General features: G+C 37.4%; 16 protein-coding genes and 1 other RNA gene. 6 read left to right on the top strand and 11 right to left on the bottom strand.

Annotation, left to right across the window (positions count from 1 at the left end; translation table 11 throughout):
* The first annotated feature begins 9 nt into the window (after positions 1-9).
* Together adk and AC1M9E_RS09750 are read left to right on the top strand one after the other, a co-directional pair.
* Complete coding sequence (gene adk / locus AC1M9E_RS09755; protein WP_035268488.1) at positions 10-669, top strand: adenylate kinase; 660 nt, start codon at positions 10-12, stop codon at positions 667-669.
* A 75-nt stretch (positions 670-744) separates the two neighbouring features.
* Positions 745-897 carry a hypothetical protein gene (locus tag AC1M9E_RS09750; RefSeq protein WP_481607587.1) on the top strand — a complete coding sequence of 51 codons (153 nt, stop codon included), beginning with the start codon at positions 745-747 and terminating at the stop codon, positions 895-897.
* Here AC1M9E_RS09750 and nth read toward each other — a convergent pair.
* Entirely contained in the window at positions 894-1,595 is a 702-nt protein-coding gene (gene nth / locus AC1M9E_RS09745) for an endonuclease III (RefSeq protein ID WP_481597251.1), read from the bottom strand. The two genes, AC1M9E_RS09750 and nth, sit on opposite strands and share 4 nt — an antisense overlap.
* The gene (locus AC1M9E_RS09740) at positions 1,596-2,387 is read right to left on the bottom strand and encodes an RnfABCDGE type electron transport complex subunit B (RefSeq protein WP_180027938.1); all 792 of its coding nucleotides are present in this window, start codon (positions 2,385-2,387) and stop codon (positions 1,596-1,598) included.
* Between the two features lie 336 nt (positions 2,388-2,723).
* Here AC1M9E_RS09740 and gdhA point away from each other — a divergent pair, with 336 nt between their 5' ends.
* Positions 2,724-4,067 (top strand): NADP-specific glutamate dehydrogenase, encoded by a 1,344-nt coding sequence (gene gdhA, locus AC1M9E_RS09735; RefSeq protein ID WP_481586470.1) that lies wholly within the window; start codon positions 2,724-2,726, stop codon positions 4,065-4,067.
* 51 nt (positions 4,068-4,118) lie between these two features.
* Here the strand turns inward: gdhA and AC1M9E_RS09730 are convergent, their stop codons facing one another.
* The 5 genes from AC1M9E_RS09730 to AC1M9E_RS09710 all read right to left on the bottom strand — a co-directional run bounded on the left by AC1M9E_RS09730 (position 4,119) and on the right by AC1M9E_RS09710 (position 9,722).
* Entirely contained in the window at positions 4,119-4,895 is a 777-nt protein-coding gene (locus tag AC1M9E_RS09730) for a DUF4377 domain-containing protein (protein ID WP_481607588.1), read from the bottom strand.
* 153 nt (positions 4,896-5,048) lie between these two features.
* Complete coding sequence (locus tag AC1M9E_RS09725; RefSeq protein ID WP_092766821.1) at positions 5,049-5,825, bottom strand: DODA-type extradiol aromatic ring-opening family dioxygenase; 777 nt, start codon at positions 5,823-5,825, stop codon at positions 5,049-5,051.
* A 100-nt stretch (positions 5,826-5,925) separates the two neighbouring features.
* On the bottom strand, positions 5,926-6,408 hold the full coding sequence (gene rlmH / locus AC1M9E_RS09720) for a 23S rRNA (pseudouridine(1915)-N(3))-methyltransferase RlmH (RefSeq protein ID WP_035268469.1): 483 nt from the start codon (positions 6,406-6,408) through the stop codon (positions 5,926-5,928).
* Positions 6,409-6,564: 156 nt separating this feature from the next.
* Entirely contained in the window at positions 6,565-8,991 is a 2,427-nt protein-coding gene (gene lon / locus AC1M9E_RS09715) for an endopeptidase La (protein ID WP_035269773.1), read from the bottom strand.
* 116 nt (positions 8,992-9,107) lie between these two features.
* On the bottom strand, positions 9,108-9,722 hold the full coding sequence (locus tag AC1M9E_RS09710) for a 5-formyltetrahydrofolate cyclo-ligase (protein WP_481607589.1): 615 nt from the start codon (positions 9,720-9,722) through the stop codon (positions 9,108-9,110).
* Between the two features lie 225 nt (positions 9,723-9,947).
* Here AC1M9E_RS09710 and AC1M9E_RS09705 point away from each other — a divergent pair, with 225 nt between their 5' ends.
* A complete protein-coding gene (locus AC1M9E_RS09705; protein WP_481607590.1) occupies positions 9,948-11,204 on the top strand; it encodes a putative solute-binding protein in 1,257 nt (418 codons plus the stop codon).
* A gap of 254 nt (positions 11,205-11,458) precedes the next feature.
* On the opposite strand, the gene AC1M9E_RS09700 is transcribed toward AC1M9E_RS09705, so the two are convergent.
* The 4 genes from AC1M9E_RS09700 to AC1M9E_RS09685 all read right to left on the bottom strand — a co-directional run bounded on the left by AC1M9E_RS09700 (position 11,459) and on the right by AC1M9E_RS09685 (position 13,958).
* Entirely contained in the window at positions 11,459-12,433 is a 975-nt protein-coding gene (locus AC1M9E_RS09700) for a hypothetical protein (protein WP_481607591.1), read from the bottom strand.
* Positions 12,434-12,834: 401 nt separating this feature from the next.
* Positions 12,835-13,018: non-coding RNA, 6S RNA (gene ssrS, locus AC1M9E_RS09695), on the bottom strand.
* A gap of 101 nt (positions 13,019-13,119) precedes the next feature.
* The gene (locus AC1M9E_RS09690; protein WP_180027932.1) at positions 13,120-13,404 is read right to left on the bottom strand and encodes a cell division protein ZapA; all 285 of its coding nucleotides are present in this window, start codon (positions 13,402-13,404) and stop codon (positions 13,120-13,122) included.
* 2 nt (positions 13,405-13,406) lie between these two features.
* Positions 13,407-13,958 (bottom strand): hypothetical protein, encoded by a 552-nt coding sequence (locus AC1M9E_RS09685; protein WP_035269763.1) that lies wholly within the window; start codon positions 13,956-13,958, stop codon positions 13,407-13,409.
* A gap of 65 nt (positions 13,959-14,023) precedes the next feature.
* Between AC1M9E_RS09685 and AC1M9E_RS09680 the strand changes: the two genes are divergently transcribed.
* Both AC1M9E_RS09680 and pepP read left to right on the top strand, forming a co-directional pair.
* Positions 14,024-14,644 (top strand): UPF0149 family protein, encoded by a 621-nt coding sequence (locus AC1M9E_RS09680; RefSeq protein WP_092766815.1) that lies wholly within the window; start codon positions 14,024-14,026, stop codon positions 14,642-14,644.
* Positions 14,645-14,726: 82 nt separating this feature from the next.
* Positions 14,727-16,046 (top strand): Xaa-Pro aminopeptidase, encoded by a 1,320-nt coding sequence (gene pepP, locus AC1M9E_RS09675; protein ID WP_481607592.1) that lies wholly within the window; start codon positions 14,727-14,729, stop codon positions 16,044-16,046.
* The last annotated feature ends 43 nt before the right edge of the window (positions 16,047-16,089 follow it).

The raw sequence follows: 16,089 nt of genomic DNA, 5'->3' as shown, positions 1-16,089 counted from the left end.
TGTTTATTTATGCGCATTATATTACTCGGACCACCTGGAGCAGGTAAAGGTACTCAAGCTCAGTTGATCTGCAAGCGCTACAATGTCCCACAAATTTCAACCGGTGATATGCTCCGTGCTGCAATTCGTGAAGGAACTGAACTCGGTCTACAGGCAAAATCTGTAATGGACAATGGTGGTCTAGTTTCTGACGAACTGATTATTGGTCTGGTTAAAGAGCGTATTGCACAACCAGATTGTGCAAATGGTTGTATCTTTGATGGTTTCCCTCGTACGATTCCTCAAGCTGAAGCTTTGGAAAAAGAAGGCATTGATATTGATCACGTGATCGAAATTGATGTGCCTGATGAAGAAATCGTTAAACGCTTATCGGGTCGTCGCCAACATCCAGCATCAGGTCGTGTTTATCATATCGTCTACAACCCACCAAAAGTGGAAGGCAAAGATGATGAAACTGGTGAAGATTTAGTTCAGCGTCCAGATGACCAAGAAGAAACAATTCGTAAGCGCTTAGGTTCGTATCATACTGAAACTGAACAGTTGGTTGGCTTTTACCAAGGGCGTGCAGCTTCAGGTGAAAATGCGCCAACGTATGATAAGTTGAATGGACTTCGTCCTATTGAAGAAGTTCAAAAAGAACTTTTTGCAATTTTAGATCAAACTAAATAACCATTATTCAGCTTTGACAAAAAAGAAGCCCTAAGTCATATTAGGGCTTCTTTTTTATGATGTTAAGGTAAACAAGTGAAAAATATTGCCATTATTTTATTGATGCTTGCATGCTTGGCAGTATTGTCTTTTTTGGTATTTATAAGTTTTAAATTACTTCGCGATAGTCAAAAACAGATGAAATTAGATAAAGAGAAAAAAGATCAAAAAAAATCTCTTGATCGTTAAACCTGTTTTAAATCGATCTGTCTTGTCGCTCCATATTCGAAACGTTCAGGCCAGTTGCACACATCACTCACAACACATTCATTGCACTTTGGCTTCCGCGCAATACAGCAATAACGTCCATGTAAAATTAACCAATGATGAGCGTCTACAATAAACTCTTTTGGAATCACTTTAACTAGACGGTGTTCAACTTCGAGTACATTTTTTCCTACCGCAAGTCCAGTACGATTACCTAATCGAAAGATGTGGGTATCAACGGCCATGGTTGGTTGACCAAAAGCGGTATTTAATACCACATTTGCAGTTTTTCGACCTACGCCCGGAAGTGCTTCTAAATCAGCACGGTTGTTAGGAACAGTACTGTTGTGTTGTTTAATCAATATTTCACAAGCTTTGATGACATTTTCAGCTTTAGAGTTATAGAGACCTATTGTTTTAATATAAGATTTTAATCCTTCTACACCTAAGGCATAGATTGCTTCAGGTGTGTTTGCTACAGGGAAAAGCTTATCTGTGGCCTTATTTACGCTTACATCAGTGGCTTGTGCTGATAAGGTCACAGCAACTAACAACTCAAAGGGTGAAGAATAATTCAGCTCTGTTTTAGGGTTTGGGCGTTGAGCTCTTAATCTTTCAAAAAAAATTTGAATTTGGTTTTTTGTCATGTTTTTTACAGTTTTAGGTGTTTTAACGTTCATTTAAACACCCTCAATTGAATTGAGTTTTTCATATAAAGTATTGAGTTGCTCTTGCTTATCGACACTCTCACGTACAGCAAGTTGTTTTTCAAGCTTTTTAATTTGTGTACGTAATTTGGCAAGTTCGATTGTAGATTTTGCATCTAATGTCTTATGAAGCGCTGTTTTTTTTATCGTTTGAATAGTAGGTACTGATTGTAATTGTTTTGAAAATTGAGCAAAAAGCGCAGTATCAATTTCAGCTTTAACGACAGGACCTTTGCGATGAAGACTGCGATTTTCCTCACGTTGAATATGAGCATAATAACGATTTCTAAGATCATTTTGTTCTAGGATGCGGGCTTGCTCATTTGGTATGGGCTGTAAATCTTCAACAAGATCGATACAGTCAACTGGACAAGGTGGTATACATAATTCGCATCCAGTACAAAGATCAGTTAACACAGTATGCATTAACTTTCCTGATCCAATGATGGCATCTACAGGGCAAGCACTGATGCATTTAGTGCAACCAATACACTCGTCTTCACGTATGATCGCTTTCATACGCTGTGGGCGACCATCAGATTGAATTGGCCAAACGCTTTCTTCAGCTTTAAGCTTAGGGCGATTCAGTAAGTGAGCAATTGCGTCAGCAACAGGTTGACCGCCAGGGACACATTTATTCGCGTCTTCTCCTTCTACAATAGCTTTAGCATAAGGTAAACAACCATCACGGTGGCCACATAGACCACATTGGGTTTGAGGTAGGAAAGCATCAACTTGTTGTATCAATGAGATTTGTGCGTGCATGTACGTTAAAACTTAATCAAGCGAAAAGGAGATCATAGGTGCGAAATATGAATGATTTTAACATGATTAGTGTTAGTTTGGGGTGCGCTGTTATGGGTCATTTATCGCGCAATAAAAGCGCCGAATAAGCATTAATTCATAATTAAAAGTAATGAATTTGATAATTTAAAATTATTAAATACTATAATTAAGTAATTGAAATTAAAAAAATATTAAAAAAAAATATGAAAACTATTGTACAGTGCCTGTAAAAGATATTTAATACTTTGCGCCAAAACTTATCAATATATTGAAATTTTGACCAATTTTGATCCATTTTCTGCTGAGGATTAAGCGTTGAAATACAACAGCCTTAACGACTTCCTAGACTACGTTAAAACACGTGATGCACATCAACCAGAATTTCTTCAAGCTGTTGAAGAGGTGATGACAAGCTTATGGCCTTTTATTGAAAAGAACCCTAAGTATGCAGCTCATGGTTTATTAGAACGTTTAGTTGAACCTGAACGTGCGATTCAATTCCGCGTTTCTTGGGTTGATGATCAAGGTCAAACACACGTTAACCGTGCGTTCCGTGTTCAGTACAACTCAGCAATTGGTCCATTCAAAGGTGGTATGCGTTTCCACCCTTCAGTGAACCTTTCAATCCTAAAATTCTTAGGTTTTGAACAGACTTTCAAAAATGCGTTAACTACACTACCAATGGGTGGTGGTAAAGGTGGTTCTGATTTTGACCCTAAAGGTAAATCAGAAGGCGAAATCATGCGTTTCTGCCAAGCACTCATGATCGAGTTATACCGTCACTTAGGTTCTGACACAGATATTCCTGCGGGTGATATTGGTGTTGGTGGCCGCGAAGTTGGTTACATGGCGGGTATGATGAAGAAGCTCAGCAATGACACTTCATGCGTATTTACAGGTAAGGGTTTAACTTTTGGTGGTTCACTAGCGCGCCCTGAAGCAACTGGTTACGGTACAGTGTATTTCGCTGAGGAAATGCTTAAGACTCGTAACGACAGTTTCAAAGACAAAGTAGTTACAATCTCTGGTTCGGGTAACGTTGCACAGTTTGCTGCTGACAAAGCAATGTATTTGGGCGCAAAAGTTGTTTCACTTTCAGATTCAGCTGGTACTGTATACATTAAAGACGGTTTAACTCCTGAGCTTTTAGCTGAAGTAATGGAGCTTAAAAACGTTCAACGTGGTCGTATCTCTGAGTTTGCAGCGAAGCATGGTTTTGAATATCTTGAAGGGCAACGTCCTTGGGGTATTAAGTGTGATATCGCACTTCCATGTGCAACACAAAATGAATTAGATGCTGATGATGCGGATAAATTGCTTGCAAATGGTGTGATTTGCGTAGCTGAAGGTGCAAATATGCCTTCTACACTTGCAGCAGTTGAAAAATTCGTTGAAGCAAAAATTCTATATGCTCCAGGTAAGGCATCCAATGCAGGTGGTGTTGCAACTTCTGGTCTTGAAATGTCTCAAAATGCGCTTCGTTTAGGTTGGTCTTTCGAAGAAGTAGATGAGCGTTTACATGCAATCATGAAAGAAATTCACCGTAACTGCGTAAAATTCGGTACTCAAGAAGATGGTACTGTGAATTATGTAGATGGTGCGAACATTGCTGGTTTCGTAAAAGTTGCTGATGCGATGTTAGCTCAGGGTGTATTCTAAGAATATATTCAAAAATAAAAAAACCGAGGCTTAGCCTCGGTTTTTTATTCTTTATAAAGAACCTTTTACAGCTTCACGCTCTACAGCCATATCAAAAATATAAGCATACTTTGATTGATCTGCAGCAGGATTTTTAATTTCATAACGTTTTACACGAATGATTTGACGTTCATTCGGACTATGTGAAAAACCTTCAATTTGATCGTAGAATAAAGTCCAGTCTTTATCGACTTGCGTTTTAATACCACTATCGTTGTATTTTATTTCTCTGACTTGTAGACAAGTTTGGGGAGCTACACCAGTACATTGTTTAGTTTCTGGCGAAATTTCAAGAAATATGGTTTCACCTTGAGTTTTGTATTTGGTTTCAGGTGTCATTTTACCCGTGAAGATAATCTTTTCACCATTCGGCTGTACCAAAGTCAACGTTGGATTATCACGATCATTTAAATTAAGCACGAAAGGAACAGCAGCTTGGGAAAATAGATTTCCAGCAAAGCGTTCTTGTTCGGCAGCCAAACCATTACATCCCTTCATGGTAGATGCAAGTTGAGCAGCTACGATAGTATTGTTTTTTAGCTCAAACCCGCCAAATAAAGTATTGCAGCTCGTATGAATTGAAAGTTTTTTATCAGCGGTGAAGTTTAAAGTGATTGGTTGAGGCGCATTTTGTGGATTGGCTTGCCATTGGTATGCAGCGAGAGTTTGATCAGTATTTTGTTGTTGAAGCACAGACACAGCTAAATCCCCAGCTTTTTGTAGATCAGAAGTCTGACACGCAGCAAGTGTGATAGGCAAAATAGCCAAGGTAATTAATTTTAATTTCATAACAAGCTTTCTAAATTGTATTGATCCGAGGAAGGATAACGCAGGAGATCTAAAAAATTATGGATACATTCTGCACTTTTCAGTATCAAAATGTATCCATTGATCGATGATTATTTCGTGATTGTCATTTAAAAAATGATATTTTATTTTCTCTCAATCAAAGCGATAAATATCCATTCCTAAAGCTCCCATGGTAAAACTACTATGTACAATGCTAAAACGATCACCAGTGCCCATAGAGAAAAATAAAGGTGCAAAGTGTTCTATCGTAGGGTGGTTACGATGAACATGAGGAATCGTATTCCACGCTAAAATAGCAGGATAATCCGAATGAGTGAGCTGCTGCACCACGTAGTTTCTAAAAGTTGATGCCCATTCTGGAACTTCACTCGTTTCACCATGCCAAGCAAGCTCTCTTAAATTATGAGTAATGCTTCCCGAGCCAATTAATAATATTTGCTGATCTCTTAATGGAGCGAGAGCTTGACCAATTTTAAATATCGCTTCAGCAGACATCGTCATGGGTAAAGAGATTTCGACTACGGGGATATCAGCTTCTGGATACATATGTAATAAAGGCATCCATACGCCATGATCACGAGGTCGTGTACTATTGGCATGTGCAGTAATTTGTGCCTCAGCGAATAAGTTTAAAACTTGTTCAGCAACATCTGGAGCACCAGGGGCAGGATAGCGAATTTCATAGAGTGCATCTGGGAAACCTCGAAAATCGTGCCATGTTTCAGGTCTGGTCCCCGTACTTACTTCGAGTGCATTGCTTTCCCAATGCGCAGACATGACGATTATCGCTCTAGGTTTGGGCAAATTGAGACTCAAGCGATGTAAAGCTGGACCAACCTGTTCAGGATTCAAAGCCAGCATTGGAGAGCCATGTGATATGAATAAGCCAGGTAGCGTTTGAATAGTCATGAGGGTGGTTCCATTCTTAGATGTATGAGGTGATCATCGCAAATTTTAGAAGTCAGAGTAACCATTTAAATTTGAACATCATGTTGCAAATTCGGAACGATTATCCAGCACGATGGTACGGATGGTTATGATTAATGCTCATGGCACGGTAAAGTTGTTCAATCAACAGAATGCGAACCATAGGGTGGGGTAGCGTTAATTTAGATAAAGACCAGTGCCAAGCAGCAGCTTTACGAACTGCATCAGAATGTCCATCAGGTCCACCAATCGCGAGCACAACATCATTCCCTTCAAGCATCCAACCTTTCATGGTTTCAGCTAATTTTTCTGTACTAAACTCTTTTCCTCCCACTTCAAGTGCAATTAAAAGTTCATTTCCTTTCAGTGCATTTAAAATGCTATCGCCTTCGATATTACGGTATTTTAAAATATCAGCTTCAGAGTCATTCTTTCCGCGTTTCGCCATAGGAAGCTCAACAATTTGAGTTTGTACAAAAGGTTGAATTCTTTTGAAATAATCTTCAAAACCAGTAAGAACCCATGCTGGCATTTTTTGACCAATGGTCAAGATACGAATTTTCATGAAAATGTGTCACTAGAAGTTTCACGATATTATACATTTCAAAGTGATGAATTTATAAAATCAAAAGTTAAAACATAATGAGTTGTTAAATTTGCATCCATTGATATCTTATAAAAAAAGAGAGCCTAAGCTCTCTTTCTTCACTTAAAAGACCGATTAGTGTCGTGCAGATTTTGATTCGTCAACTGCTTTCACAATGGGTGTTTTTACTAATGGTTTAGGCATAGAGGTTAATGCTAGTGGTAAAATTTCATCAATTGATTTTACAACTTTGATATCTAAACCTTCTTTCACATTATCAGGAATTTCGACTAAATCACGTGCATTTTCCTGTGGAATAAAGACCATTTTTACACCGCCACGATGTGCAGCCAGTAATTTTTCCTTTAAACCACCAATACGCATTGCACGGCCACTCAAGCTAGTTTCACCAGTCATTGCAATATCAGGTCGAATCGCAATGCCAGTAAACGCTGAAACTAATGCTGTCGTCAAAGCAAGACCAGCTGAAGGACCATCTTTAGGCGTAGCGCCTTCAGGTAAGTGCACGTGAATATCGGTTTCTTCAAAGCGAGTAGAATCGATACCCAAAGCATCAGCTCGTGTACGCACTACGGTCATCGCTGCAGTAATAGACTCCTTCATAACATCACCTAAAGAACCAGTGGTTACAAATTTGCCTTTACCTTTCATTGCTGCAACTTCAATTGTCAGTAGTTCACCACCAACTGAAGTCCAAGCTAGACCATTAACACGACCGACTTGAGCTTCTTCTTCCGCCATACCAAAATCGAATTTATGCGGCCCTAAGTAGTCAGGTAGATTTGCCGAATTAACTTCAATTTGAAGATTTTTCGCTTTTTTACTAACCGCTTCTTTAACCACTTTACGTGCGATTTTAGAGACTTCACGCTCTAAACTTCGAACACCAGCTTCACGTGTATAGCGTTGTACGATATCTCGAATTGCTTCTTCGTGTACACTTAATTCCTTAGCACGTAAGCCATTATTCTTGATTGCTTTAGGTACTAAGTAACGCTCAGCAATATTGATTTTCTCTTCCTCTGTATAACCAGGAAGGCGAATGACCTCCATACGATCTAACAAAGCTTCAGGTATATTCATACTGTTTGCAGTACAAATAAACATGACTTCAGATAAATCAAGATCAAGATCGAGATAGTGATCGTTGAATTTGTGATTCTGTGAAGGATCAAGCACTTCTAACAAGGCAGATGCAGGATCACCACGATGATCTTGAGCCATTTTGTCAATTTCATCGAGTAGGAATAAAGGGTTTTTTACACCGACTTTAGAAAGTGATTGCACAATCTTACCTGGCATCGCACCAATATAAGTTCTGCGATGTCCACGAATCTCAGCCTCATCACGAACACCACCAAGTGCCATTCGAACGAATTCGCGACCTGTTGCTTTAGCTACAGACTCACCTAATGAGGTTTTACCTACACCAGGAGGACCTACGAGACACAATACTGGTCCACGTAGTTTTTTTACACGTGACTGAACAGCAAGATATTCAACGATACGTTCTTTAACTTCATCCAAACCATAATGATCAGCATCAAGAATATCTTGAGCTTTAGCAAGATTGATACTTACTTTGCTCGCCTTATTCCATGGTGTATCTAAAATAGTTTCGATGTAATTACGAACTACGGCTGCTTCACTCGATGCAGGCTGCATTGCTTTGAGCTTACGGAATTCACCTTCTGCTTTTTTACGAACATGCTCAGGAAGATCCGCTTCAGCTAAGCGTTTTTCTATCTCAGCAATGTCATCTTCAGCACCGCCATTCATGTCAGAAAGTTCACGCTGAATAACTTTCATTTTTTCATTTAGAAAATATTCGCGCTGATTCTTTTCCATTTGACGTTTTACATTGTCATGTAAATTTTGCTCAATCTGTTGTTCTTCAGACTGTTGAAGCAAATAAGTCATTAACTCTTGTAAATGAGCTTCAAATTCATCGTGTTCGAGGAATTTTTGTTTCACTTCGATATTTAACGGCACGCGTGTTGCGACGAAGAACATGAGTTGCAATAAATCATCGATTTTATTTGCAGCATTAATTAACTCACGCGCATTACGTAGTTTTGCTTCAGCGTATTGGCTGAAAAGACCACGTAATTCTTCGAGGCGAGTTTGTTGAGTTGCCGATTCCATACGGATCGTCATTGGGCTAAGGCTGTGCTCAGCTTCTAAATAATCGTTTTGATCGTAAATATTAATCAATTTAGAGCGATAAATACCCTCGATTAAAACCTTAATGCAGTTTTCATCGTTCTCATGATTTACGACTTGCACAATCTTCGCGACAGTACCGTATTGATATAAATTGTCGTGATCAATTTCTTCTGTAAGAGAATCTTGTTGAGCTACTACAAAAACTAAATTGTCACTGTTACGAGCTACATCAACTGCTTTAATCGATTTTTCACGGCCGACAAAAAGCGCAATTTGCATGTGTGGATAAACCACAACATCACGCAAAGCTAATAGCGGTAACACGCTAGGGGTCTGAAGTTCTAAGTTTTCTTCATTCATAATAATATCAGTCATGAGCACTCCTAATGAGTGACAACGGTGTTGCCATATTTTTATAGTGATGTGTAATTTAAAAAATACAAGGGTGAAAATCGATAAAATTCGATTTATTTCTACTAATCTTGATAAATTCAGTTGGATTTAGGGTGAATTAATATTCTCCGTTTGAATTTTAATCGTTTTTTAGGGGTGATTAACTCATCTAATGGCTGATCCCAAGGCTGGCGATTTAAAGGATCTAAAATTAATTGAAAGTCATGCGCTAAACCGATGCGATAGGGGTGATTGCTCGCATGCTTTAACGTTCTATCATAAAAGCCACCTCCCATACCCATACGTGTTCCATGATGATCACACGCAACAAGGGGCATCAACAGTACATCAAGTTGTTTTACATTTTGCCCCAATCTATGCATAGGCTCATACATGCCTAATTTATGTTTAGTAAAACGTTTATTTAGATATTGATGCTTTGAAATTGGAACCCATTTTAAAGTTGAATCAAGTCTGGAGACTTTTGGGAGATAGACGACTTTATGCTTTGAAAAGCAATGCATGATTAGGATATGTGTTTGAACTTCACCGAATGCATCTAAATAAATCCCAATTTTTTGTGCAGATTTAAATTTAGAATGAGATTGGATTTTTGACAAAATCTGAAAAGCAGAACGTCGTTGCGTAAAAATTGAGAGTTGTCTTCTACGAGAACGTAGATTTTTTCTTAAAAGTTGTGTCTGCAACTGCATTTCAAACTGTACCAATCTAAGTGCATGTGTAAGGGTAAGTAGTTTATCGATTTTTACTCAGGTTTATTCAACCTGATTTGAATATTTTCGATAGTATATTTTTCATTTACTCTAGGTGTAACAAATAAAAGATTGGGGTCAATTTAATTTTTAATTGAAGCCGATAAGCTGAACTCTATCAGATCAATGAAGCTCTGATCATAAAGAATAGAAAAGGGAACGATAATGAAAAATAAAAAAAACGGTAGTCTATTTAAAAAGAGCAAGCATGCTTATCGTATGGTTATGCTCACGACAGTAATTAGTCTTTCTGGTCTAATCACAAATCATGTAAATGCTCAAACTAGCTCTAAGTTGGATTTATCACTGTCCAGCCATTCTGTGAATAAAATAAAAAAACTACTGAATGATCCAAAAGTTTGGCAACAGATTCCGAAACAAGTCACCTTATGTGTGTATTCACCGAGCGGTGCTCATGGTGAAGCATTTGAGCAGGCGACGAGCTATATGAGTGAATTACCACGAATTGCTAAAGTTGCTCAAGATTTCGGCGTGCAAATGACGGTCAATCGTACGGCTAAGCTACAAATGCAGATAGATTTGAATTATCCAAAATTAAAGCAAAAAACATCCACTGAAGTTAATTTAAAAGTCTATACAGATGAACGGGTTTTAACTGAAGACTTTAGAAGTAAACGTTGTGATGGTGCTGGAATAAGTAATTTACGTGCTAAGCAATTCAACTCTTTTGTTGGAAGTATTGATGCAATAGGTGCAGTTCAAAACTATAAACAACTGACTAAAGTGATTCAGCTGTTAGCAAGACCTGAATTTGACTCGAAAATGGTCAATAAGGATTATGAGGTTGTCGGTATTGTGCCTTTAGGTGCTGCTTATATTATGGTAAATGATCGTAAAATTGATACTTTATCTAAAGCAGCTGGGAAAAAAGTTGCTGTAATGAGTTTTGACGCAACCCAAAAAAAATTAGTCCAAAATGTTGGTGCTCAACCAGTTTCAGTGGATTTAACTTCTGTAGGCGGAAAATTCAACAATAAGGAAGTTGATATTATCGCAGCACCTGCAATCTTATTTGAACCTTTGGAACTCTATCGTGGAATGACAAACAAGGGCGAGGTACGAGGCGCAATTATTCGTTTTCCACTGGTTCAAGTGACGGGTACATTGATTATGCATCGAAATAAATTTCCTGCTGGAATGGGGCCCATAGCAAGGGAGATTATTTCCAAGCAATTAACACCAGCTTATAAATTTATTGATCAAACTGAATCTAAAATTGATCCTAAATTTTGGATGAATATTAGAGATGCTGAGAAACCTGGATATTTGAAAATTATGCGCGAAGCTAGAATTCAGATGACAAAAGAAGGGCATTATCATCCTGAAATGATGTCTATCCTTAAAAAGATACGATGTAGTGATGATCCTAAGAATTATGAGTGTGCGCTTCAAGATGAGTAACTAATAATCTAAAAAAATAGATGGTTTTTATAATTTTAATCGGTTTTATTTGTTTTTAGCCATGCTTTAAATTACCCACATATTGGTTCATGAGTAAATGTGAGATGAAAATTTTTATCGCAGTAGTTACTTATACTTTGTTGATAAGTGCATGCGCATATGATCCAGTGCATTATGAGCAGCTTAGAATGTCAGAGAACGCGCAACACATGGAATTAAATGGTTAAAAAAGCCCCCAGATGGGGGCTTTATGCCTATTTCTTTTTAACGATATCGCTCCAAGATACATTAGTTGGCACGCCTGAGTTAAAGCGAACTGATGCGGATGATGAATAATCTTTAGTTTGTTCAACGACAATCTTTTGATTGTACTCATCAATAATTTCTAACTTACCGCCTGCTTTCGGGTAAATTCTCCACCACTCTTTTTCGAATGGTTGAGTTACACTGAAGTTAAATGCATATGAAAAATTAGCATCTTTAGGTTGGCCAACGATTGTACCTTTACTTGACACACTTTGTAATTGATCATCAAAAAAACGGTATTCATAATCCTGTAGCCCCATATATTCCAATGTAGTGCTAGGGTTATTTTTATCTACAATCTGGAATTTTAAAGGATCTTTTACAGAATAAATTGCGCCATTAGAACCAACTGTATCTTTTACAATTTTACCAGTGACTAAATATAGTTTAGATGTATCAGTCCACGGTGTATAAAGCGCATTATTAAACTCAACTGTGGTAGAGCTTAATGTTTCAGTAAGCGAAATAGATCCTCCTTTAAATGTTACGACTTCCTTGCCGAAACTAGTTGCACAAGAATCATTACCACTTTTTAGCTTGATTGTTTGAGTAGTTCCACTTTTAGTGAGCTCAGTACAAATTGAATTTCTAAAAATTGTAAATGCACTTGTTCCTTGATCTGTTAATTCAATTACTCTACCTGTACGAGTAATGGGTCCATCACCCAATGTTTCGCCAATCATATGTCCTAATGCTTGATTAAATCGATCATCCATGACATTCAAAGATTCTGAAAAACCAAGCTTTTCTTTAAGTTTTGTTAAAAAATCCTTATCTTTAAAAGGTATAAATGTAGAGCTCACATCGCCTGGTTTAATATAATTATCATTTGGCGTGTCAAGCTTCGATTCACTTCCACCACCACATGCACTTAGTATTGCAGCAATACTCGCAACCCCAGCCAATTTTGCTAATTTAGACATATTCTCTTCCTTTAAATATAAATCTATTCTCATTGTTTATAATGTTTGACTAATAATATGAAGTCTTTAAACAATAAGAAGACATTAAAATGAAATACTTTTTGTGTAATTTCTATTATGGGGAATAATAATTTAAATTTTAGAAAAGTTACTAGGTCATTATTAACCAAATTTACAAATAATATGTCAATTTTTTTATATTGTTAAATATATATAAAGCAATAGGTTTAAATAATTAAATAATATTGAGAGTTAAGTATATTTGTTTTAGATTAGTGTTTAATAAGTTGTTTATAGTGAAAATAATGTGATAAAAATCAAAAATTATTAATATTGATTATTAATTTGGGATAAAGCGCAAGGATGTTTATTCAAAAATAAGAAAAAAGAAAAAATAAAATAAAGACTCCGGAGATGCCGCTGCATGTGTCGTTACCCTGAACCCGACGAGTTCAAGGTGGACGCGACGTATACTTGCTGGGTTTCCCACTCGAGGTGGGCATACGCTCTAAATATACAGAACACAATCCATAAGTTTAAGTATCGGCAGGGGAATAGACCCGCTGGCGAACATCCCAGAGTTAAATTAAGTATAACGAAATGAGTGAGATTGGCAAACCTTGGTGTACCCATTATTTGCGTGATAATTCACTCAGTAAAACTGACTGTGCAAACTTAGATCAAATTTATACAGTTTTTTCAACGTCTTCCAAGATTGTTGCAAGTAAGCGTTCACAATGAGAATATTCTTGTAAGGATTTGTTCATTGTTAAAACTTCTTGCATAAGCTCTAAAGCCACCATGATAACGAGCTTATTGTGTTCTACGTTAGGTGCTTTTCTACGAAATTCTTGAAATTTCTCATTCAGCAAATCACCAGCACGTTGTAAATCATCTTTCCGATCTTGAGTGGTTGAAAGTCTAAATGTTTGTTCAATTAGTCTTAACTCGACTGTAACGACTTCAGACATAATTATGCTTCCTCATTTTGTTCAGCCGGATTTTCTAATTGTTGGATTTCTTGGGCATGATGATCTTGATCAGTACCTAAAATGGCCAATCGTTGAATGATTTGCTCAACCTTAGTTTTAGCGAGTTCATTTTTTTTGATTAAACGTTGATTTTCAGCCTTCAATTCATCAATTTCTTTTTGAGCTTGACGTTGTTCAGCCAACATTTTTTCTTTGATGACTCTCAACTCATTCCTTTCAGCCAAGATTTCCTGAAATCTATTTTTTAAATCAGTACAACTCTTTTCTAAACGACTATAACGTTCTGCTAAAGCAGTAGCATCTTGATTTAAAGTTTTATAAATACCATCCAATTGATTGTATTTGTCATTTAGACTTTCAATCTGTTCTTGCTTTTGAGTGATGACGCTATTTTTTTGAGCAGTTTGAGTTTGATGAGTTTCCTGAAGTTCTTTCTGCTTAGCTTCAAGAGAACTATTCATTTGTTCGGTTTCGGACAAACGATGTTTAAGCGTGCCTAAATGCGTTTGTAAACGCTGTAATTGTTCTAACATAACGAGGTCGCGTAGTTTCGCAATCAAAGGTAATATATACAGAAGTATAGAGATTGGAAAAGCGAATGCAAGACGATATTTCAGGTTGGACAGATTGGAACCAACAATTCGGTTCAATTGAGGAAATTACTAGTCCTAGTGAGTTACATGGTCTACTTACAGGTATTGTTTGTGTAACTGAACCGCCATCTCATGAGGAGTGGATACAAATTTTGTCTACATTGAATGTGCCTCAATTAGAACCTACTGCGCTTAATTTACTGGCTGAGGAATCTGAAGATGTTTCGCATGCTTTATCAGAAGATGAATTAGATTATTTACCCATTTTGCCTGATGATGAACATGTATTGTCTGAGCGTGTTCAAGCTTTAGCAGATTGGTGTGCAGGAGTGGTATTGGGGTTTGGATTAGCGTCTGGGCATATTCGTGCTGATGAAGCTGAGTTGATTGAACACTTGCAAGATATTGCAGCAGTCGAGTTTGAAGATTCTGATAATGATGAAGAAGGTGAAATTAGCTATCAAGAACTTTATGAATTTGTTCGATTAATTCCAGTGAGTTTATCTGTTGGACGAACCAAGATTGCTGTTGAAGAAAGCTCATTACTGAAACATGTAAAACCAACAATTTCGAAAAAAAATGAGCAAAGTGTCGTTGAGATGTTTACACCTCATCGACCAAGTTGATTACATTTAATCAAGAGTACTACTTAACATATAAGTAGTACTGTATTTTCTTAAATTAAATAGCCTAAGCTGCAGAAAAGATATGAAACTTACTCAATCAGATTTTCAAAAACGACGTGATCAATTAGCCGCTGAAATAGGCCTAAGAAGCATTGCAATTATTGCAACACGTGAAGAAATGTTTAGAAATCGTGATGCTGATTATAAATATCGCGCTGATAGCAGCTTTTTTTATCTAACAGGATTTGCAGAGCCTGAAGCAGTTGCTGTAATTGAAACATTTGATACTGAAGAAGAAGGTTATACCTACAGTTTATTTTGTCGTGAACGCAATCGAGAGATGGAAATCTGGACAGGTTACCGTGCAGGGATTGATGGTGCAGTCGATGATTATGATGCGGATGAAGCTTATGCGATTGATCTACTAGACGAAGAAATCATCGCAAAGCTTCAAGGAAAAGAAAGATTATTTTATAGAATTGGTCAACAAGCCAGTTTTGATGCAAAAATTACAAAATGGATTGCAGAAGCAAGTGGTGAAAGCCGACGTGGTACCGCTGCACCGACACAATTGATTCAGTTAGATACAATTTTAGATGAGATGCGTCTACACAAAGAGCCAAAAGAAATAGAGTTAATGCAAATCGCATCTGATATTTCTGCTCAAGCACATACGCAAGCGATGAAATCTGTACGACCAGGAATGATGGAATATGCTTTAGAAGCGGAGCTGAATTATATTTTTGGTAAAAATGGTTGTGTACCATCGTATAACAGTATTGTGGGTGGTGGTGAAAATGCTTGTATATTGCACTATGTTGAAAATAACAAACAACTTAATGACGGCGATTTAGTTTTAATAGATGCAGCTTGTGAATATGAATTTTACGCGTCAGATATCACACGGACGTTTCCAGTAAATGGTAAATTTAATCCTGAACAAAAGGCGCTCTATAAAATAGTGCTCGATGCACAAATCGCTGCAATAGATGCGGTTAGAATTGGTAACTCTTATAAAGAGCCACACTACGTTGCTGTTCGTATTTTAGTGCAAGGCTTGCTTAATCTTGGAATCATGCAGGGTGATCTCGATGAAATCATTGAGACAGAAGCCTATCGTCAATTTTATATGCATGGAACTGGTCACTGGTTAGGCATGGATGTTCATGACGTAGGGGCATATAAAGTCGATGGAGAATGGCGAACATATCAAGAAGGTATGGTGGTGACCATTGAACCAGGTTTATATATTGCCCCTGATGATGAAACTGTCGATCCAAAATGGAGAGGGATTGGTATTCGCATTGAAGATGATATTGTTGTCACTCAAGATGGACCGAGAAACCTGACTGCTAAAGTAGTAAAAACCATTGAAGATATCGAAGCCTTGATGGCGAGTTAACCATTTTCACAAATCTAAAAAGTCGATGGAAACATCGGCTTTT

This window comes from Acinetobacter sp. 24-47-47, from assembly GCF_057737035.1.
The sequence above is the reverse complement of the archived record's forward strand: the minus strand, read 5'-3'. Positions and strand labels throughout refer to the sequence as shown.

Excerpts from the sequence above, each read along its gene's own strand:
- adk (WP_035268488.1), top strand. The coding sequence starts at position 10 with ATGCGCATTATATTACTCGGACCACCTGGAGCAGGTAAAGGTACTCAA.
- nth (WP_481597251.1), bottom strand. The coding sequence starts at position 1,595 with ATGAACGTTAAAACACCTAAAACTGTAAAAAACATGACAAAAAACCAA.
- AC1M9E_RS09740 (WP_180027938.1), bottom strand. The coding sequence starts at position 2,387 with ATGCACGCACAAATCTCATTGATACAACAAGTTGATGCTTTCCTACCT.
- AC1M9E_RS09730 (WP_481607588.1), bottom strand. The coding sequence starts at position 4,895 with ATGAAATTAAAATTAATTACCTTGGCTATTTTGCCTATCACACTTGCT.
- AC1M9E_RS09725 (WP_092766821.1), bottom strand. The coding sequence starts at position 5,825 with ATGACTATTCAAACGCTACCTGGCTTATTCATATCACATGGCTCTCCA.
- rlmH (WP_035268469.1), bottom strand. The coding sequence starts at position 6,408 with ATGAAAATTCGTATCTTGACCATTGGTCAAAAAATGCCAGCATGGGTT.
- lon (WP_035269773.1), bottom strand. The coding sequence starts at position 8,991 with ATGACTGATATTATTATGAATGAAGAAAACTTAGAACTTCAGACCCCT.
- AC1M9E_RS09710 (WP_481607589.1), bottom strand. The coding sequence starts at position 9,722 with ATGCAGTTGCAGACACAACTTTTAAGAAAAAATCTACGTTCTCGTAGA.
- AC1M9E_RS09705 (WP_481607590.1), top strand. The coding sequence starts at position 9,948 with ATGAAAAATAAAAAAAACGGTAGTCTATTTAAAAAGAGCAAGCATGCT.
- AC1M9E_RS09700 (WP_481607591.1), bottom strand. The coding sequence starts at position 12,433 with ATGTCTAAATTAGCAAAATTGGCTGGGGTTGCGAGTATTGCTGCAATA.
- AC1M9E_RS09690 (WP_180027932.1), bottom strand. The coding sequence starts at position 13,404 with ATGTCTGAAGTCGTTACAGTCGAGTTAAGACTAATTGAACAAACATTT.
- AC1M9E_RS09685 (WP_035269763.1), bottom strand. The coding sequence starts at position 13,958 with ATGTTAGAACAATTACAGCGTTTACAAACGCATTTAGGCACGCTTAAA.
- AC1M9E_RS09680 (WP_092766815.1), top strand. The coding sequence starts at position 14,024 with ATGCAAGACGATATTTCAGGTTGGACAGATTGGAACCAACAATTCGGT.
- pepP (WP_481607592.1), top strand. The coding sequence starts at position 14,727 with ATGAAACTTACTCAATCAGATTTTCAAAAACGACGTGATCAATTAGCC.